The sequence below is a fragment of the Neorhizobium sp. USDA 3394 genome (genome assembly GCF_056280385.1).
The window spans coordinates 633,950-652,029 of record NZ_JBWCDU010000002.1 but is presented as its reverse complement, the minus strand read 5'-3'; the positions used below and the strand labels follow the sequence as shown (position 1 = coordinate 652,029).

21 protein-coding genes and 2 pseudogenes are annotated in these 18,080 nt (G+C 59.1%); 14 read left to right on the top strand and 9 right to left on the bottom strand.

Going from position 1 to position 18,080, the window contains the following annotated elements; genetic code table 11:
- Window positions 1–37 precede the first annotated feature (37 nt).
- Window positions 38–691 (bottom strand): TetR/AcrR family transcriptional regulator, encoded by a 654-nt coding sequence (locus tag ACZ9EJ_RS24670; RefSeq protein WP_255743359.1) that lies wholly within the window; start codon window positions 689–691, stop codon window positions 38–40.
- An 81-nt stretch (window positions 692–772) separates the two neighbouring features.
- Between ACZ9EJ_RS24670 and ACZ9EJ_RS24665 the strand changes: the two genes are divergently transcribed.
- The 3 genes from ACZ9EJ_RS24665 to ACZ9EJ_RS24655 all read left to right on the top strand — a co-directional run bounded on the left by ACZ9EJ_RS24665 (window position 773) and on the right by ACZ9EJ_RS24655 (window position 3,543).
- On the top strand, window positions 773–1,510 hold the full coding sequence (locus ACZ9EJ_RS24665; RefSeq protein ID WP_046642020.1) for an SDR family NAD(P)-dependent oxidoreductase: 738 nt from the start codon (window positions 773–775) through the stop codon (window positions 1,508–1,510).
- 435 nt (window positions 1,511–1,945) lie between these two features.
- Window positions 1,946–2,905 (top strand): quinone oxidoreductase family protein, encoded by a 960-nt coding sequence (locus tag ACZ9EJ_RS24660; RefSeq protein ID WP_046642019.1) that lies wholly within the window; start codon window positions 1,946–1,948, stop codon window positions 2,903–2,905.
- Between the two features lie 314 nt (window positions 2,906–3,219).
- Window positions 3,220–3,543: a hypothetical protein gene (locus tag ACZ9EJ_RS24655; RefSeq protein WP_052764698.1), complete on the top strand. Its 324-nt coding sequence runs from the start codon at window positions 3,220–3,222 to the stop codon at window positions 3,541–3,543.
- Between the two features lie 146 nt (window positions 3,544–3,689).
- On the opposite strand, the gene ACZ9EJ_RS24650 is transcribed toward ACZ9EJ_RS24655, so the two are convergent.
- From ACZ9EJ_RS24650 to ACZ9EJ_RS24640, 3 genes are read right to left on the bottom strand one after another with little or no spacing between them, the layout of a single operon-like run.
- Window positions 3,690–4,274, bottom strand: a complete 585-nt coding sequence (locus ACZ9EJ_RS24650; RefSeq protein ID WP_046642018.1) for a dioxygenase family protein — start codon at window positions 4,272–4,274, stop codon at window positions 3,690–3,692.
- A gap of 53 nt (window positions 4,275–4,327) precedes the next feature.
- Window positions 4,328–5,410, bottom strand: a complete 1,083-nt coding sequence (locus tag ACZ9EJ_RS24645; protein WP_046642017.1) for an aldo/keto reductase — start codon at window positions 5,408–5,410, stop codon at window positions 4,328–4,330.
- A 25-nt stretch (window positions 5,411–5,435) separates the two neighbouring features.
- Window positions 5,436–6,428: an MBL fold metallo-hydrolase gene (locus ACZ9EJ_RS24640; RefSeq protein ID WP_046642016.1), complete on the bottom strand. Its 993-nt coding sequence runs from the start codon at window positions 6,426–6,428 to the stop codon at window positions 5,436–5,438.
- Window positions 6,429–6,574: 146 nt separating this feature from the next.
- Here ACZ9EJ_RS24640 and ACZ9EJ_RS24635 point away from each other — a divergent pair, with 146 nt between their 5' ends.
- Window positions 6,575–7,504 (top strand): LysR family transcriptional regulator, encoded by a 930-nt coding sequence (locus tag ACZ9EJ_RS24635; RefSeq protein WP_046642015.1) that lies wholly within the window; start codon window positions 6,575–6,577, stop codon window positions 7,502–7,504.
- 32 nt (window positions 7,505–7,536) lie between these two features.
- Here the strand turns inward: ACZ9EJ_RS24635 and ACZ9EJ_RS24630 are convergent, their stop codons facing one another.
- Complete coding sequence (locus tag ACZ9EJ_RS24630) at window positions 7,537–8,031, bottom strand: lipocalin-like domain-containing protein (RefSeq protein WP_046642014.1); 495 nt, start codon at window positions 8,029–8,031, stop codon at window positions 7,537–7,539.
- 49 nt (window positions 8,032–8,080) lie between these two features.
- On the bottom strand, window positions 8,081–8,914 hold the full coding sequence (locus ACZ9EJ_RS24625) for an SDR family oxidoreductase (protein ID WP_046642013.1): 834 nt from the start codon (window positions 8,912–8,914) through the stop codon (window positions 8,081–8,083).
- A 96-nt stretch (window positions 8,915–9,010) separates the two neighbouring features.
- Here ACZ9EJ_RS24625 and ACZ9EJ_RS24620 point away from each other — a divergent pair, with 96 nt between their 5' ends.
- Window positions 9,011–9,910, top strand: coding sequence for a LysR family transcriptional regulator (locus ACZ9EJ_RS24620; protein ID WP_046642012.1), 900 nt, complete (start codon window positions 9,011–9,013; stop codon window positions 9,908–9,910).
- Between the two features lie 94 nt (window positions 9,911–10,004).
- Here ACZ9EJ_RS24620 and ACZ9EJ_RS24615 read toward each other — a convergent pair.
- Window positions 10,005–10,333: pseudogene (locus ACZ9EJ_RS24615) on the bottom strand (Atu4866 domain-containing protein).
- Window positions 10,334–10,439: 106 nt separating this feature from the next.
- Window positions 10,440–10,994 carry a nuclear transport factor 2 family protein gene (locus tag ACZ9EJ_RS24610; RefSeq protein WP_080955838.1) on the bottom strand — a complete coding sequence of 185 codons (555 nt, stop codon included), beginning with the start codon at window positions 10,992–10,994 and terminating at the stop codon, window positions 10,440–10,442.
- Window positions 10,995–11,215: 221 nt separating this feature from the next.
- Between ACZ9EJ_RS24610 and ACZ9EJ_RS24605 the strand changes: the two genes are divergently transcribed.
- From ACZ9EJ_RS24605 to ACZ9EJ_RS24570, 8 genes are all read left to right on the top strand, one after another.
- A complete protein-coding gene (locus ACZ9EJ_RS24605) occupies window positions 11,216–12,106 on the top strand; it encodes a LysR family transcriptional regulator (protein ID WP_046642011.1) in 891 nt (296 codons plus the stop codon).
- A 269-nt stretch (window positions 12,107–12,375) separates the two neighbouring features.
- Window positions 12,376–12,825, top strand: coding sequence for a MarR family winged helix-turn-helix transcriptional regulator (locus ACZ9EJ_RS24600; RefSeq protein ID WP_046642010.1), 450 nt, complete (start codon window positions 12,376–12,378; stop codon window positions 12,823–12,825).
- 4 nt (window positions 12,826–12,829) lie between these two features.
- Complete coding sequence (locus tag ACZ9EJ_RS24595; protein ID WP_046642009.1) at window positions 12,830–13,639, top strand: NAD-dependent epimerase/dehydratase family protein; 810 nt, start codon at window positions 12,830–12,832, stop codon at window positions 13,637–13,639.
- Window positions 13,640–14,004: 365 nt separating this feature from the next.
- The gene (locus ACZ9EJ_RS24590; RefSeq protein WP_046642008.1) at window positions 14,005–14,316 is read left to right on the top strand and encodes a helix-turn-helix domain-containing protein; all 312 of its coding nucleotides are present in this window, start codon (window positions 14,005–14,007) and stop codon (window positions 14,314–14,316) included.
- The gene (locus tag ACZ9EJ_RS24585; RefSeq protein WP_255743362.1) at window positions 14,313–15,542 is read left to right on the top strand and encodes a type II toxin-antitoxin system HipA family toxin; all 1,230 of its coding nucleotides are present in this window, start codon (window positions 14,313–14,315) and stop codon (window positions 15,540–15,542) included. The genes ACZ9EJ_RS24590 and ACZ9EJ_RS24585 overlap by 4 nt, the downstream gene beginning before the upstream one ends.
- 172 nt (window positions 15,543–15,714) lie before the next feature.
- Window positions 15,715–15,978 (top strand): hypothetical protein, encoded by a 264-nt coding sequence (locus tag ACZ9EJ_RS24580; RefSeq protein ID WP_255743363.1) that lies wholly within the window; start codon window positions 15,715–15,717, stop codon window positions 15,976–15,978.
- Complete coding sequence (locus ACZ9EJ_RS24575) at window positions 15,968–16,336, top strand: HAD-IA family hydrolase (RefSeq protein ID WP_255743364.1); 369 nt, start codon at window positions 15,968–15,970, stop codon at window positions 16,334–16,336. The genes ACZ9EJ_RS24580 and ACZ9EJ_RS24575 overlap by 11 nt, the downstream gene beginning before the upstream one ends.
- 211 nt (window positions 16,337–16,547) lie before the next feature.
- Window positions 16,548–16,781 (top strand): hypothetical protein, encoded by a 234-nt coding sequence (locus ACZ9EJ_RS24570; protein ID WP_046642007.1) that lies wholly within the window; start codon window positions 16,548–16,550, stop codon window positions 16,779–16,781.
- Window positions 16,782–16,936: 155 nt separating this feature from the next.
- Here the strand turns inward: ACZ9EJ_RS24570 and ACZ9EJ_RS24565 are convergent, their stop codons facing one another.
- Window positions 16,937–17,281 (bottom strand): hypothetical protein, encoded by a 345-nt coding sequence (locus ACZ9EJ_RS24565; RefSeq protein WP_255743365.1) that lies wholly within the window; start codon window positions 17,279–17,281, stop codon window positions 16,937–16,939.
- A 95-nt stretch (window positions 17,282–17,376) separates the two neighbouring features.
- On the opposite strand from ACZ9EJ_RS24565, the pseudogene ACZ9EJ_RS24560 reads away from it, so the two are divergent.
- Window positions 17,377–18,077, top strand: a pseudogene (locus ACZ9EJ_RS24560) (enoyl-CoA hydratase-related protein).
- Window positions 18,078–18,080: the final 3 nt, after the last annotated feature.

Below are 18,080 nucleotides of genomic sequence, written 5' to 3'. Positions count from 1 at the left end.
CACTGCCATAGGATCGGGCTTTGCCCCGCAGGTTTAATCAGTTGCCGGTGATATTGTCCCAGCCGGAAAGCGCAATTTCCGCCACATCGTGCAGTTCGGCGCGGTCCGCTCCATCCCGTGCACGGATCGCCATCCCGCTTTGGACTGTCTGCACGAATCTGGCCAGTTTGGTCGTATCTGCCGTGGCCTTTAGGTCACCAACGCTCTTTGCTCTATCGAAGCGCGCCTTGAGGAGTTCAAAGCCGCCTGCACGGGTCGCTCGCATGAGTTCGCCCAATTCGGAATGCCCCTCGCTGCCCACGGTCGCGAGCGTCGCCATGCAGCCATGGGGCAGATCGCAATCTCCACCGGTCATCGCAATCGCGGAATCCTGAAGGAACGCCAGCGCTGCGTCTCTCGCTGTCGAAGCAGCCCTGAAGCGGGTCCACACCAATCCCTCGTAGGTCGTGTAATAGTATCGGAGTGCCTCGGCATAGAGCGCATCCTTCGAACCGAAGGCCGCATAAAGGCTCTTGGTTCCGATCCCCATCGTTTCCGTCAGATCTGCGATCGAGGTCGCCTCATAACCCTTGATCCAGAACAACCGTGTAGCCGCGGCAAGCGCAGCCACGCGATCGAACTCCCGCGGCCGTCCGCGTGCCGGACGGGTCGAGGGTGAACTGGCTGGCGGTATCGAACCATCATTTTGCATCGACCGCTGCATAAATCAGTTGACGACAGTTTGCAATGGTCCTACCCATTTCTACATCGATCACTGCAGAAAAGGAAAACCATGGAACTGGCTGGAAGACGCGCACTTGTGAATGGCGGATCGAGGGGAATAGGGGCTGCGATTGCGACTGCCCTTGCCGAGAATGGTGCAGATGTTGCATTCACCTATCAACGCTCGGTGGAAAGGGCTGCATCAGTCGTTCAGACGATCGAGAAGAAAGGTCGGCGTGGGCTTGCCATTCAGGCCGACAGTGCTGACCCGGACGCCATCCGTCGCGCCGTCAGTCAGACGGTCGAGACGCTTGGCGGGCTCGATATTCTGGTCAACAGCGCAGGCATCGGAACCGCAGGCATGACCGCGGCTCTAGCCCTTGCCGACCTGCAGGCCATGCTTGATGTGAACGTTCGCGCGCCCGTCCTTTTTGCACAGGCAGCCATCCCGCATCTCTCATCGGGCGGCCGGATCATCTCTATCGGCTCCTCATTGGCAGAACGTGTGCCTTTCCCGGGTGTGACGGCGTACGCTATGTCGAAATCGGCGCTCCTGTCGTTCACGCGTGGACTTTCGCGCGAACTCGGGCCTCAAGGTATCACCGTCAATCTTGTACTTCCTGGTTCCACAGACACTGAAATGAACCCGGCCAATGGAGAGAATGCTGACTATCAGCGGAGCCTCACATCGCTCGGACGGTTTGGCGAGCCCCGCGAAATTGCGAGTGCGGTCGCTTTCCTGGCTGGTCCCGCCGCAAGTTTGATAACGGGCGCGGTTCTCAACGTGGACGCCGGGTTCAACGCCTGATCTGGTTAGCAGGAAGACACAGGGTCGGAGGAAAAAGTAGCTTCCGGCCCCTTTTCGACGGCACCCGGCGCGGTTCTTGGTCACTGCTAGGACGATACGCGTGTATCAGTCATTCCTTGCCCCGGCGATCCCACTTCGAGCTGGCATCGTCAACGGCGGGCCAGCTAAGGCCATCGCGAGCTTCTGCTCTGTTCTTTCGCGCACAAATTTCCAAACGATTGGAGCGTGCGGGCTAGGCTTCTGTAGAACATTAGGCAATTTTTTTGGGAGTTTAGGCATGGTTTTTCAGACCCGTCCCGTGGCAACGTCATGTAAAAAACTTCTTCGGGTCTGGAGCTATGGTCGCCGGCAACCGGCCAAAGTCGTTAAAGATGGCGTTCAGTGGGTCGGCTGATCACGTGATTCCCCGCGCAATACAGTTAACAAGGAAAGCCAATGAAGGCCGCGGTTTACCAATCACCCGGCGCTCCTGACGTCCTGCGCTACATAGACGTTCCAGATCCAACCTGCCCGACGGACGGTGTCTTGATCAAGGTCGAGGCAATCTCCGTCGAGGGTGGAGATCTCATCAATCGGGCCTCCTCGCCTCCGCCTGATCCAGGCGGGATCGTCGGATACGCGGCCGCAGGCGAGGTCATCGCTGTCGGCTCTGATGTGCGTGATCGCTTCATCGGACAGAAAGTTACGTCGTTCGACATGCACGGGTCGCATGCGGCGCTGCGCGGGGTCGCATCGAACAGAACCTGGGTCATACCTGACGGTTTGGGCGTGGATGCCGCGGCCGCATTGCCCATCTCCTTCGGTACTGCTCACCATTGTCTGTTCCCACGCGGACATTTAGCCGAAGGCGAAACTGTGTTCGTTCAAGGCGGCGCGGGCGGCGTGGGTGCGGCTGCTATTCAACTGGCGAGCCGGAACGGGGCAGAGGTCATCTCAACCGTTTCCGGAGCAGAGCGGATCGCAAAATTGAAGGATCTCGGCCTGACCCATGCGATTGACCATCGTCTGACCAACGTCCACGATTCGCTTATGCACCTTACCGATAATCGGGGGGTTGACCTCGTCATTGATCCTATAGGCTCGACTTTACGGACCTCGCTCTCAGTGTTGCGGGCGGGGGGACGCCTCGTCTTTGTCGGAAATGCCGGACGTTCATCTCTTGAAGTCGATCTGTGGCCAGCTTTGCAAGCAAACCAGACTCTGATCGGTGTTTTCATGGGAACGGAGCTCGACAAGCCAGACGTTCACGCATCCGTCGCCCACATGTTGAAGAGAGCCGCAGCAGGTGAACTTGAGGTGCTTATCGATCGTACGTTCTCTCTTGCAAATGTGGCGGACGCGCATGCCTATGCTGAGAACAACTCGGTACTCGGGCGGGTGATCCTTCGCCCTTGAAGAGGACGACACAGCGAAACCACGCTGCGCAGCTGTTGTAACCAACGTGCATGCACATTCCATGACCTTATTTGAAGCCCCGATCAGCCCAGAGCAAGCCACCAGTGCGATAGCCAGAGAGCAGAACATCCAAAGGAATCAATCAAATGCTTGTTTCAGGTAACTCAAGGGTCCCTCTGCTGTTACAGTCATCCTCCCGCTCACCGGGACAAGACACAGTCCGGGAATCGCATGAAGGAAAAACGAGTGGGAACGTCCCCACCGTCTCTCTTGATTCGCGGCATAGTTCGAAGCTCGCGGACGCCCTCTGGTCGATGGAGAGCAACGGCGTTGTGTTGGACCAAAAGCCACACCGCATCGCGCTTAACAAGGATGAGCGGCCCGACGCAGGTGACGAGTTCCTGAAGGTATCTAAGATGACGCCAGCGGAACGTATCCGCTACTTCTTTCTGAAAGACCGTGAGCTTAATGAAGACAAGCTGGCTGCGATGAACGAGAAGGATCGAGAGGCGATCGAACAACAAATCAAAGAGGTAATTCTTCAACAACTCGGGTTGGAAGACGAAGACGGCAAGCCTGCCGATGCTCCCCAGCCCGCGCCAGAGGGCGATCCGGTACCCGTGGATGCGACACGGTAAGGCTTGGTCAGGTTGAGTTTTACTAGCGCGATCGCCTGCATGGTTCGACGACGGCTGAACGCAGCGCCTGACATGGGTGGTCGATAGTAAGCCCCAGCTATCGTGGGCTCTTCGGCCGCATTGCTCAATCGAGAACGGTACCTTCTTCAGATCACGAAATCGAACCGTCCAAACTTTCCGTCATCAGTTTGCTTGATCTCCAGGAGCAGCGCTTCGTCGAACAGCCTATCTCCGGCATTTCTGGCCTCTCCGGGAAAATAGAGCTGAGTAGTGAGGACCCGCCCACCTGGGCGCTGGACCTTGAAATGGAAATGCCGGGTGCGGCCGGGATAAAGCGCGGGCACGATGGTGTTGAACCACCAGCGCCCTTGGGCGTCGGTGAACTGGTGTCCGCGCAGGCGGAAACCCACGCTGTCATAGTCGCCGTTCTCGTCGGCATGCCAGATCTCAACGAGACTGCCGGCTAGAGGCCGACAGCGTTTGTCGAAGACGAAGCCAGCGGCGGTTATTCGCTCGCCCTCGGGCGCAGCGGGGTAGAGATCCCGCTCGAGCGGGGAGTTCGGCCTGAAGAAGGGACCTGCTTCCCGTTCGAGGGTCAGTTCGTCTTCATCGTCACATGCAAGGGTTAGCGGCAGGTCGGGAGCGGCCTGCGCAAACGCCCTGCTTCTCGCCACGTCGATGAGGGGCAGCGTCAGAAAGGCCGTCAGAAGCGAACGTCTGGTGGCAGGCAAGGCGGATCTCCCAGTGAATGTTCCAGAGTGATGGCGGGTTAATCGAGGCGGCCTTACTGCAGGCGTTGCGCGGCATTCTCCTGTGCTTCCCGGATGAGGCCGGAATACATCTTTTCTTTGCCGGGGTACCACGGCATCGTGCCGATGGAGCCGAAGCCCGGAATGGTTTCCATATGCGCGACCATGCGGGCACGCATGCGCTCGTCGGGAAGCGGGCCTGTCATCGCCTGGACATTATCACTCATGTGGTCGGGGTTGGAGGTGCCGCAGAGCACGGTGCTGACCGCGGGATGCGCCATGACCCACTTCAGGAAGAACTGGGCCCAACTGGTGGCTCCGAACTCCTGCGCAAAGCCGGGGAGCGGGTGTCCCTCGACCACCTTCATCAGCCGTGCCTTTTCGAGCGGCAGATTGATCAGGACGCCGACGCCCTTGTCAGCGGCGGCCGGGAGAAGACGGCGCTCGGCATCGCGGTTGAAGATCGAGTAGTTCGTCTGGATGAAGTCGACATCGTCGCGCTGGACGATTGCCAAGAGTTGGTCCTGCGCTGCCGACTCGTGATGGGTCACGCCGACGTGGCGTATGAGCCCTTCCTTCTTCCATGCCTTCATCAGCGGAATGACGACCGGCGCATTGGTGATGCTGTGGCATTGCATGAGATTGACCGTGTCACGCCATGTCCGCATGCGCGACTGCCGGAAGCTTTCGACGGCGTGACTTTCGTCTCCGAGATATTCTCCCGTCGACCAGACCTTGTTGGCGAGGAACATCTCGTCGGATCGTTCAAATTCTCCCATGAACTGGCCCACGCTGACTTCCGCCGAGCCGTAGAGCGGTGATGTGTCGACCACGCGACCGCCTGCGGCGACGTACCGTTCGAAGACCTGGCGCAGAGCGTCGCGGCGATCGCCGGGCTTCAGGTCGAAGGTGAGAAACGTGCCGAGGCCCAGGGCCGTAACCCTTTCGCCGGTCCGCGGCAAGCTGCGCGTCACGACGTCCGGGCTTGATTCAGAGGCCGGCGACACCGCATTCGTTTCCTGGGCTAGCGCCGTGGCACCAGCAGCGAGTGCCAGTCCCGTTGCCGTGGCGCCCAACGTGCCAAGAAAGCTACGTCGGTTGATCTTTGACTGGTTCATGAGACCTCTCCTGTTTCCTCAATCGTCAGAACTGCCAGCTGGCGGGGACCCAGGCGTAACCGCCATCGGTCTTCAGCATCCGCCCGAGCCCCGGAAATGGATAGTGGAAGCCTAGCACAGGCATGCGCTCGGCGGCCGCCCTGTCGAAAATGCGCCTGCGAGACGAAAGGGCCGTCTCCTTGTCGCGGTCCGGGCCCGGAAGCCAAGGCCTGTCGACATTGACGACAGGGTGATAGGCAAGGTCTGCCGTCAGCAGCAACTGGTCGTTTCCGGAATGGACGAGGAAGGTGGCCATGCCCGGCGTGTGGCCGGATGCGACTATCGTCGTCAGGCCCGGCACGATCTCGGCGCCGGCTTCATAGAGCTCGACATCGCTGATGAACGGCTGGAGGCTGTTTTTGATGTTCGCGGCAAAGCGCAGGCGGAATTCCTCCGGGACCGGCATATAAGAGAGGTCCGGATCGGTCCCGACGAAGAAATCCCAGTCTGCCTTCGGAACGAAAACGGTGGCGCGGGGAAAGGCCTTGCTGCCGTCTGCGGTTCTCAGATTACCGACATGGTCGGGATGGGTGTGGGAGATGACGATCGCGTCAACGTCCGAAGGACTGAGGCCGATCGCCGCGAGGTTATCGAAGATGCGCCCGCCATTCGGGCCCATGGTCTTGCCCGCGCCAGCCTCGATCAGAATCCGCCGGCCGCCGGTCTCGATCAGCAGCGTGTTGAGATTGAGCGTCATGTGGTCGGTCGGCAGAAATGCTTGCCGCAGGACCTCCTGAAGCTCGGCTTCCGGCGCGTTGCTTGCATAGACGCGGGGCGGGCCACCAATCACACCATCGCTCAAGACAGTCGCGCTGATCTCGCCGACGCGGAAACGGTAGTGACCCGCATTGCCAGCTACGGCGGATGTGGCCTGGGCGTTGGCGCGCCCCGGGCCACCCAGGTTCGGGAGGATCATGCTTGATGCGCCTGCGACAGCGGACAGCATGATTGCTCGACGATTGAGAGTGAACGCAGTCATTGGTTTTCCCTTCTTCATTGTGCGCGCTGCCTCGTCTCGTTCCGTGATCAGACACCGACGAGATGAGCTTTCCCGCGATCATGACACGGGGTGATTGCTCTGATAACCTGTAGTAAGTTTATCAGCTTGATTAGAGAAACTTCACAATGGACCCAATTCGGCTGGATAGCTTCGACGTCTTCGTTGCAATCGTGCGCTGTGGCGGTTTCCGCGCAGCTGCGCACGAGCGGGGGATCTCATCATCGGCGTTAAGCCAAACAATGAACGCTCTGGAGGAGGCTCTGGGTATTCGGCTTCTTAATCGCACAACGAGGAGCGTTTCTCCGACTGAGGCAGGGCAGCGCCTTCTTGAGCGACTGGCACCTGCGTTGAGCGACATCAGGCTCGCCATAGCGGAGGTCGACGAGTTGCGGGATAGCCCGTCCGGAACTCTTAGGATTAACGCGCCGGCGCCGGCCGTCGATCATTTTCTCTGTCCGCTGGCGTTCGACTTCATGGACACCTATCCCGAGGTGAAGATCGAGATCATCAGCGATGCGGCCGTCATCGATATCGTGGAACAGGGTTTCGATGCTGGCGTCAGGTTTGGCAAGCAACTGGCCCAGGATATGATTGCGCTGCCGCTTGGACCGGCGCTTCGTTATGCTATCGTCGCTTCGCCCGATTACCTCAGGAGATGCGGACAGCCGCAGACGCCGCATGAACTCGGCGACCACGACTGCGTACGGCGTCGTTTCCCGGGTGGCACGCTCGTTACCTGGCGGTTCCAAGAGGGCGGCGAAGATATCGAAGTTACGCCGACGGGCCGCCTGACGGTCAGTTCTGCGCATAATGAACTTCAAGCTGCACTGGCGGGTAGAGGAATCGCTCATGTCTTCGATGACTACGCCAAGCCATATGTCCAAAGCGGCAAGCTGGTAGAACTTCTCTCTGACTGGAGCCCCACCTTGCCACACTGGTTTTTATACTACCCCAGCCGCCGCCTTCCGAGCGCCGCCATGCGCGCCTTCCTCGACTACATGAGGAGCTACGACTGGCAGGCCAGGGTTGACGCCGTTCCTGCACGCGTCAGATAAGGAATTGATAGCTGCGCGGATGCTCCTGTGCCTCATTTGACGCGCTGCCACTCGATCCTGATTGCAGTGCCTTCCGGCCTGCGGAACTGTTCGGTCATGCGGTCACCTTTCACTTCGAGCGTCAGGTCATCACGCGTTCGCACGCTGCCAACCCAGTTTGGAAATGTCGCTCCTTCGACGCGGTTGCCGCTGAACTCGCCCCTCTCATCGACGGTGTAGGTCCCGAAAAACCCGATGCTGCGTGCCATGGCCATGCGATTTTCATCGTCCGTTCCCTCACCGCGAGCATTGGAAGCAAACCGCGGGACGTCGGCGTCGGTCAAGACTTCAACAAAATGCATGTCGGGCGTGAAGACGAGAAGACCATTGGGTTGCTCTCCATAGGCGGAGATATTCTTGCCGCCGGGATCGATCGTCGCCGACATCATCCGCCACGTGCCGACGACCTGATTTTCTGCGGCGGTCTGCGCGAGGGCAGAAGACGATATACCAAGGGTGAGAGCCAATATTATAGGTCGAATGGACATGTTGTTTCCTTCCGATTCATGCGGCCTGTGTTTCCAGCCGCCAGTGGGTTCACAGATCCTGCCTGTCGGCGGAATTCGCCACTTCCCGCTGCGCCTCAAGAGCATCCAGGCGCGCGGAAAGCGCCCGTGAGATAGAGAAATAGGCCGTACTGCCCAGCGTCAGCCGCAGTGGCGGCGTTGGGCTCTCAGTGGCTGATATGATTGCCGCCACGGTGCGCGCCGCATCTCCTCTGATCTCGAAGCTGCCGTCAGTAAGCGCACGGCGCACGGCGCCGGCAGGGGTTTCATCATAGGCATCCATTGGTGTCGCGTGGACAAGATTGACCCCGAAATTCGTGCCTGTCGGTCCCGGCTCGGCGATAATGAAGTCGATGCCGAAGGGAGCCACTTCCTGCGCCACCGCTTCGACGAAGCCTTCGATGCCCCACTTGGTCGCGTGATAGAGGCTGAAGCCCGGATAGGCAATCTGCCCCCCTTCGGACGAGACCTGGACAATTCGCCCGCCGCCTTGCTTTCGAAGAAGAGGCAACGCTGCACGGATCAGATGGATCGATCCGGTAAGGTTGGTGGCGATCTGCCTGTCGATCGCCTCATTCGTGAGCTCTTCCGCCGCACCGAACAGACCATAGCCCGCGTTGCTGACAACCACGTCTATTCGGCCGTGACGTTCGAATGCGCCTTCGACTGCCGAGCGGATACTCTCTGGCATGACCAGATCGAGCGGAACGACGTCGAGGCGTTCGCCGTAACCGTGCTTGAGTTGCGCTAGTGCCTCAGCGCGGCGGATCGTTGCGACCACCTTGTGGCCCCGTGTAAGCAATTGTTGCGTCATCTCGAGACCAAGCCCCGATGAAGCGCCGGTAATGAACCAAGTCTTTGGCATGTGAACTCCTCGTCTATTCGTCCCCCAGATGTAGAACAGTGACATTGGTGCTATAAGATATTCAATTTGAGATGATGTGGTGAGGATAAATCACGAATGGCGCGCCCGAGTTTGAACGATCTTGCCGCCTTTGCGGCAGTCGCCAATCACCAAAGCTTTCGTAGGGCGGCCGACGTCGTGGGGGTCTCGCGCTCCGCCCTCAGCCACACGATCATAGGCCTGGAGGGAAAACTGGCCGTCCGGCTCTTCAACCGGACGACGCGCAGCGTGTCGCTGACTCAGGCCGGTGAGCGCCTGCTCGCGCGGCTCGATCCCGTCCTTCAGGATCTCGATCAGGCACTCGATACTCTCTCGGAAGAACGCGGTACCCCCAGCGGTTCCCTGCGGATCAATGCAAACAAGAGCGGCGCGCGCATTCTCCTTGCAGACGTTGTGCCGCGCTTTCTCGATCTTTATCCCGACGTCGAGCTTGATCTGGTGTCGGAAGGCCGGCTCGTCGATATCGTGGAACAAGGTTTTGACGCGGGGGTACGTCTGCTGGAAGCCGTCCCGAAAGACATGATCGCGGTGAAGTTCGGTGGCGACGTCCGTTTTATCGCCGTGGCGGCGCCGTCCTATCTCGACGGCAGAGCAAGGCCGAACACACCAGACGACCTGAATGCGCATTGCTGTATCCGCCAGCGCCTGCCGAGCGGAAAGCGCTATCGCTGGGAGTTTTCCAGACGCGGCGCTGAAGTCGCGATCGACGTGCCCGGCAATCTCACTCTCGATGACAGTGATCTTCTGGTGCAAGCGGCGGCAGACGGGCGCGGTATCGCCTATGTGCCGGAATATTTCGCCTGGCCGTTTCTGGAGTCCGGCCAGCTCGTGACCGTCCTTGACGAGTGGTGCCCGCCAACGCCAGGCCTGGCCCTTTATTATTCGCGCAGCCGGCATGTGCCGTCTCCGCTACGGGCCTTCATCGATCTCCTCCGGGAGGTGGATAGGTCGCGCTGAAGGGGCGACGGTGAACGGCATCCGGCCCCGTTAGATGAGGATCAGCGACACCCACCGCTTGAGCTGTTTGCGCATCACGAATGCCCGAGGTCGGTCACGGCGAGGCTGGCTTTCGACGTAAGATCATCCCGCCATGATGCAAGGTATTGGCATCGACGAAATCGCCGTCCGCAGTAAACCCGTGTCGTCCCAATACTCGATATGCGTCCCGTCGACTCCATAGCGGCCCTCATAGGCTCGCTCGCGCTGGCCGCGGGCCTCGACATAGCGTCCGTTCGGCAGAAGTTCGTGGCGAACACGGTTGTCGTCGGTGACCCACATGCCGACGTATGGGTGGTTCGGCTGCAAATTGTTCTCCTGTGCTTCTACGGGTTGGATCGAAAGGGTGGCGGATGTGATGAGTGCTGCAAGTGGCTGTCGCATTGTCTGGCTCCATTGAGTGTTGCTGTTCTCGGTTTGGAAGCGGTGGCGCGCGGATGCGCGGCTATCGGTCGGCAGACGTCCTGGGCTGCCGAACCGCAGGCGTCGGTCACTCGGACCGTGGAGCGTTGTTGTCGACGACCTGCTGATAGGCAACGAGGTCCAGAAAGGCCTCCGCGTTGACTACGAGGCCGTTCTTCATCTTGAGTATCCAGACGAACTGGTTGCGATAAGGTGCGCCCGACGTCGTGGTCGCTGTTCCGTCGAAGCGGATGATGACCGTGTCGCCGTCGCCGAAGATGTTGTGCACCTCCGGCGCGATCGGGGTCGCGAGCCGGCTGGTCAGGGGACGCGATGCCTGTTCGATGAAATCCTTTTGGTTGCGATAGGTGCCGGCGACCGGGCCGGAACCATGGATCGTCCAGACGACATCGGGAGCGAGAAGTTCCGCGAAGACATAAGTGCCCCCGCGCCATTTTTCGAAGGCGGCCTCGACGACAGCCTTGTTCCGTTGCTCGATTGCGGCACTGTCCGCGGACTGCACCTGCGTTCCCGCGGTGTTGGCAATAGCCGCGCCCGGCAGGCCGAGCGACAGCACTGCCACTGTGACCAGAGCTGCTCGGCTCTGGCCGCCGACCCGGTGGAATGTCCGGAAAATGGTCATGGTATCGGTCCTTTCCTGTTGCAGAGGGTTTGATAGGTTCGGTCGAAGGGCAACGAAGGTCAGTGCCCGGTCGACAGGCCTCACGTCGTTTCCCAGGTCAGTCTCGGCGTTTGACCGCGGCAGTGCCAATCATCAGTTGCTCTGGGAGATCCAAGCTAGACGCGCCAAAGAGAGCGAACAACTTGCCCAATGATGACCACTATGGTAACTGGTTCTAACCAATGGCGATCGATCTGAATGGCATCTCTGTCTTCCTGGCAGTCGCCGAAGCGCGGAACTTTCGCGTGGCCGCGGCGAATTTGGGCGTCACGAGGCCCGCCGTCAGCCAGACCATCCGGCGTCTCGAAGATCGGCTGGGAGTGGCACTCGTGCAGCGCACCACGCGCAGTGTCAGTCTCACAGAGGCCGGCGAGCGACTGTATCAGCGGGTGGCGCCGGCTATTTCCGAAATCGGACTGGCGCTCGACGCCACGGCGGACCGCGACAGCGCACCGAGCGGACTGTTAAGGCTGGCAGTGTCATCCATCGCCGAGCAGTTCATCTCAGGGCCGCTTATCGCGCGTTTCGCGGAGACATTTCCCGCCGTTCAGGTCGACGTGACCGTCACGGACGAGGAATTCGACATTGTCGCGGAAGGTTATGATGCGGGGGTACGTTTAGGCGAAGTCATCGATCAGGACATGATTGCCGTTCCGGTCTCAGGCGACCAGCGCCAGGGCGCTTTCGCTGCGCCGTCCTATATTGATCGTTTCGGCAAGCCCGAACATCCGTCAGAACTCTCTGCCCATCGGTGTATCGGCTGGCGTCCAGCGCCACAAAGTGCGCCCTACCGATGGGAATTCGGCCAGCATGGGCGTGAGTTTGACGTGTCTGTCGGCCCCCAGATCACCACCAACGACATGTGGCTCATGATCAGAACAGCATGTGCTGGCGGCGGCATCACCTTCGGGATGGAAGACACCTTCAAGCCCTATGTCGAATCCGGTCAATTGGTCCCTCTCCTTCAGGAGTATTGCCCACCGTTTGCCGGCTTTTTTCTTTATTACCCCAGCCGGCGCAATCTCGCTCCGAAACTTCGGGCACTCGTCGATCACGTAAAGCGCTGGCGATAGCGCAGCCTATGACATCGCTCTCGTGACGCATAACTACCGGGCGCAGCAGGTCGATGCTGACGCCCTGAGGACCACGGTTGCCCTTAAGGGCACTCCCTTATCGTGGTCGCCCGGATTGCCCACGCTATCGCATCACCTTCGGTGAAGACGTATGTTATCTTCTGGCGGTCCGAGATAACCTAACCCGGACCCTATCGCAGCGAGCCTTGACATTCGTTCGCTACCTTGCGATTATCGTATGGTAGCGAACGAATTGCAGGGGCTTTTCTATGCGCGATCAGGCCGACACCAAAATTCCTTCCGTGGGTGCATGGACGAAGCGGTGTTACTTCGCGGGTCGGGCCGTTATGGACGAGCGTCTGCGGCCTTTCGATCTGGGTTCCACCCAATGGTACGTTCTCTGGTATCTCGCCAACCACGGGCCGTCCCTCCAGCGCGACCTGGGCCGCGCACTCGAACTCGAACGCGCGACCTTGAGCGGAATCATCACCACGCTGGTCCGAAAGGATCTGATCGCGCAGACGGCGAACGGAGACGATCAGCGTCAACGTGTGCTCGCGTTGACAACTGCCGGCGAGGCGCTGTGGCGCAGGCTTCCTGATCTTTCTTTCATTCACGAGGCTGCGTTCGGCGGGATCGACGAGGCCGATCTCGCCACGACCATCCGCGTCCTCAAATCAGCGACCGAACGACTGCAGAACTTGTTGCGAAAGGATTGAGCAAATGACCGTATTGATCACCGGAGCCTCCGGGCTCGTCGGCGAGCGACTATTGCCGCGGCTGATGGAGGCCGGCTTCGCCTGCCGCATCCTGCTCCGGGCGGGCAAGGGCGGCCCCGGCGGAATAAAAGCCGTGACGGGCGACATTCTCGACCCTTCAACCCTGACGAACGCCGTCGAAGGAGTTTCCGCTATCGTGCACCTCGCCGCCGTCTTTCGCACGCAGGACACCAATCTCATCTGGAAGAGCAACCTCAACGGGACACGCAACCTGATTGCCGCCGTGAAGACCCATGCTCCCGACGCACGATTCATCATGTCGAGCACCAGCCATGTCTACAACAAGGACAATCCGCATCCGGGAAGGGAAGACGACCCGGTCGATCAGCAGCACGCCTATCCCGCAAGCAAGGTTGCCGCGGAAAAGGAACTGCGCGAAAGCGGGTTGAACTGGTCCATCCTTCGCTTCCCCTTCGTCTATGGAGATGGTGATGGACATCTCGAATCTCTTCCCAAGCACGTCAGCACCTGGCATCCGGCGCAACGCATTAGCACGATTCACCATCGTGACATCGCGCAGGCAGTCACGCTTGCGCTGGAGGGTGTCTTCGATCGGCGCGTGGTAAACTTAGCCGACGAGGCGCCGTCCTCAATCTACGAACTGGCGGGCATGGTGGGGTCCCGGGTGGATTCAAGTTCCGAGCCTCTTGCAAATCCATGGTACCTGCATGTTGACACGTCTCTGGCTCGCAGCCTGGGATTTCGCCCTAGCATAAGGACTGTGTATCAGGCTTGGCAGGAGGGTCTTTTGTAGGAGGATCGCAGAACTTGGTAGCCGAGCTTCGCATTTTCCCCCGTAAGGTCTGCCGCTTAATCGGTGGGGGTCGCCGGTTGCTTTTGTGTTCGCCTTGATGGGAATCGAACCATATACTACGCGTTTGATTTCATTGCGAAAAAATTCCGTTTCGGCTTCGGACGCCGAGAAGGAGGCCGTCAAAAAGCCGTCGCTGGCTCACGGTCGGGCAGGAGACGGATCGTCCGCCGACGCTCCAAGTCACACACGATCGTGGCATCAAAACTGAGTCAGACCCAATATTCCACGCCGAAACACAGCTTGCAACGGCAGTTATTGATATTATAGTGGTAAAAAAGCACCGCTAAGCAGGCATTTCTAACACCATGATATTATTTATCACGCCATCTTTTGCCCAGCAGAAGCTCGCGGATCATGTCCGTAGCCGGCGGCTGGCCATGGAGCTAACGCAGGAGGGGCTTTCCAAGCGTTCCGGCGTGCCGCTGCCGAGCCTGCGCAAGTTCGAGCAGAAGGGCGTGATCTCGCTCGAAGCCTTTTTGAAACTTCTCATGGTGGTCGGCGGGATGGAAGAGGTGGTGCAGGCTGTAGCGCCGCGCGAAACACCTTTTGCCTCAATCGATGACGTCCTCAAGGCCGACAGTAATAAGGTCATCCGCAAGCGGGGCCGTCGCTCGTGAAGAACTATCTGTCCGCTACGGAAATCAAGGTCGGCCTAGATTTTGGTGGCGAAACCATACCCATCGGGCGGCTCGCCACCCGCGAGCGCCGCGTTTATTTTGAATACGACGCCGCTTTCATTCGCAAGGGCATGGAGATTTCCCCGCTCCGTTTGCCGCTGAAACCCGGACTTACGACATTCGACGGCGCGCTGTTCGAGGGCCTGCCGGGTGTGTTCAGTGACAGTCTTCCCGACGGCTGGGGCCGCCTTTTGTTCGACCGCTTCACGCGATCCCAGGGGATCGCACCGGAGACGCTGACACCCTTGGACCGGCTGGCGCATGTCGGCCGCAGCGGTATGGGCGCCCTGGTCTACGAACCAGACTACAGCGTCGAGGATGCCGACAACGTACTCAACCTGGATGAGCTCGCCAGGCAGGCCCAGGACGTGCTGGATGGGGCATCGGAGGATGTCCTGAAAGAATTGCTGCTTTTGAACGGCTCCTCGGCCGGGGCGCGTCCCAAGGCGATGATCGGCTTGGATGCCACTCGTCGGCATATCGCGCATGGGGTGACCGCGTTGCCGGAGGGGCATGAGCATTGGCTGGTGAAGTTCGCCAATTCACAGGATGGAAGCGACGCCGGAGCGGTCGAATATGTTTATGCCCTGATGGCGCAAGAAGCCGGTGTAGAGATGCCCGATGTCCACCTTTTCCCGGCCCAGAAAGGTGCGGGTTATTTCGCGACCAAACGGTTTGACCGGAACGGGGAGAAGCGGCTGCACATGCATACCGCCTGCGGTGTGCTGCATTCGGATTTCCGCGTCCCGGCCTTAGACTATGAGGACCTGATTGCCCTGACCGGCTTCCTCACCAAGGACATCCGGGAAATCGAAAAGATGTTTCGCCTGGCCGTTTTCAACGTGTTGGCCCACAACCGCGACGACCACAGCAAGAACTTCTCGTTCCTGATGGACGAAACGGGCCAATGGACTTTGTCCCCGGCCTATGACCTGACATTCTCCCATGGCCCGCGCGGAGAACAGAGCACCATGGTCATGGGGGAGGGCCGGAATCCCGCTGCCCAACATCTCTTGAAGCTCGGCGAGGCTGCCAAACTGAACAAGCAGACGATCGCCGACGCGATTGATCGGACGCGTGAGGCTTTGTCCCGCTGGCCTGAACGCGGGGGCGAGCATGGCGTCAGCAAGGTGACCATCGACCGAGCTCGCAAGGCAATAGCTTAGGGCGCCTCGATCTTGGCGTGGTCGACCCCTTCGGCCGGTCACCGAGAGGCTTGGTGTCTTGTTGGGCGTGGAATGACGTATGCTGCGCGCCAAAGGCGGATTTGTGTCTGGTCAGAAGCTACGTATCCTCTAAACCCGATTCTCGAGGCAATCAGACCCACGAGGAGACGATATGGTCGGCAAGAATGCTGATTACGCCGCGTTGATGATCGATGTGGACGGCGTTTTGGTTTGCGGCCGCCCTTCCGACGGCAGACCTTGGACATCTGCCCTTGAGGATGACTTGGGCTTGTCAGTCGTAGACCTTCAACGGGAGTTTTTCCTTCCTCACTGGAACGAGATCGTTCTTGGGAGGTCTCCGTTGGTTGATCACCTGAAGCCGGCTCTAGCAAAGCTGGCTCCCAATCTCTCCTACGATGATTTCATTGGGGTTTGAGAACGATGCACGACTGAACATCGAGCTGCTTGAAGAGCTTCATCAGCAGCGGGAGGCTGGAAAGAAAGTCTATCTGGCAACCAACCAGGAGCACGTCCGGGCAGCGTACCTGATTGAAGTGCTCGGGTTGGGCCGCCATTGTGACGGCATGTACTATTCGGCAGCCTTGGGAAGCCGCAAACCCGATCGAGCCTTCTTTGAACAGGTGGCGGCCCTTGCAGGTCTGCAGTCAGACCAATTACTTCTAGTTGATGACACGCCTGCAAATGTTGTAGCCGCACGAGCCTGTGGCTGGAATGCCATTGAATGGCGAAAAGGTAGCTCGCTGTCCGCTGCCCTGACAGAGATCGAGATTTGAGGATGGCCATCCGCCAGGCTCTGATGCGCCAGAACCTGACATTCGCGTTGACCGGCATTATATATAATGTCATCAACCGTTTGCCGGATTGTACGGTTTAACAGGGAAGGAATATCCCATGAGGCAGGTCGAACTCTAAGCGCATAAGCGCGAGTTCACTCTTTCGCTTGTGCGCCATGTCCGAATTTCTATCGAGCATTTGGAGCACACAATGCGAGCCACTGAGGCCACGCCCGATGAGGGTGTTGAGGTCTATGATGTGGATTCCGGCATGGGCGGCTACTTCACTGTGTCCATAGTCCAAGAAATGGATGATGGAATAGTTTTGGTACGCGTCTGGCAAGGGGAATTCATCGATACGCTTTGGAAGTCTTACGGCCTGTTTGATGGCAAGGCTTTCACGACTTACCGCAGCAGACTGGTCAATCAACGCAAGATTTGCTGAAGCAAAAAAATGGCCACCTCGAAATTTAGGGGTGGCCGTTCTCTTTTGCCGAATGACCGGTCGGGGGCGAAAGCAGCCGTCACGAGCACGGCACCGTCCATCGACGTGACCGACGGTAGCCTGCCAGGCTCATGGTCAGCTTGGCGGAAATCTGCTCAGAATTCGATCTCAAGCCCGTCTTCGCAGAAATCGAACTTGGCCGGTTCAGATTCGCTGCCGTCTGCGTAGGTCGCCTTGACCCATTGTACGCAGCTTTCGCTATTTGTGGTCTGGTCCCAGACGAGGTTTGCAGTCTTTCCTGGCTTGATGCCGCTGCCAACGTCAAAATAGCCCCAGTCTTTTTTGTTTTCAGACACCACTACCTTGGTGATGGCGGTTTTGGTTGTATTGGTAGCTGTGAAAGAGAACTCTGCCGCATGGGCAGCAGTGGTCATCAATCCATTCCACGCTGAACTGACAGTGATTGCAACAACACTTAGGCGAATACCATTGAAATTCATCTTAATTCCTTAGATGGGCGCTCGTTTTGTACTGACCCTTCTTGCAATGTACTTAATGGAAGTCCATGGAAATAATTGTCTCGGCATCGTAATGTCTGGATGGCGCCCGCCTGGCGAGCCACGACCTGGAGGCTGTTTGGAATGATTTCGCCGAGAATGATGATCTGTGGGTTGGCATCATAACGGGTGCGGGCGACCGGGCTTTTTCGGCCGGAAATGACCTGAAGGCCCAGGCTGCCGGCAAGCGGGGCCCGCGACCGCATACTGGTTTCGGTGGGCTTGCCATGCGTTTCGATCTTGCAAAACCGGTAATCGCGGCCGTCAACGGCCTGGCGCGGGGCGGCGGGTTCGAAGTGGCGCTGGCCTGCGACCTGATTATCGCGACGGAGAACGCCTACTTCGGCCTGCGGAAGGCAAGGTGGCCATGATTGCCTCAGGTGGCGGCGTCCAGCGGCTGCCGCGCATCATTCCGCAAAAGGAAGCCTTGGGAGTTATCGTGGCCGGACGAAGGGTCACGGCGGAAGAGGGACGCAGGCTCGGCTTCGTCAACGAGGTGGTCCCGACGTCAAAGGCGCTGGATGCGGCCCTCTCCTGGGCCGACAAGATTCTGGAACAGGCGCCCATTGCCGTGCGTGCCGCCAAGGAGGCCGTGTATGCCTCGATGGACAAGCCGACACTGGAGGAGGCCATCAGGACCGTCTACCCGATAAATTCCACCCTGACCGGCACCGAGGACTTTATCGAGGGGCCGCGTGCCTTTGCCGAAAAGCGCAAACCCGTCTGGAAGAACCGCTAACGC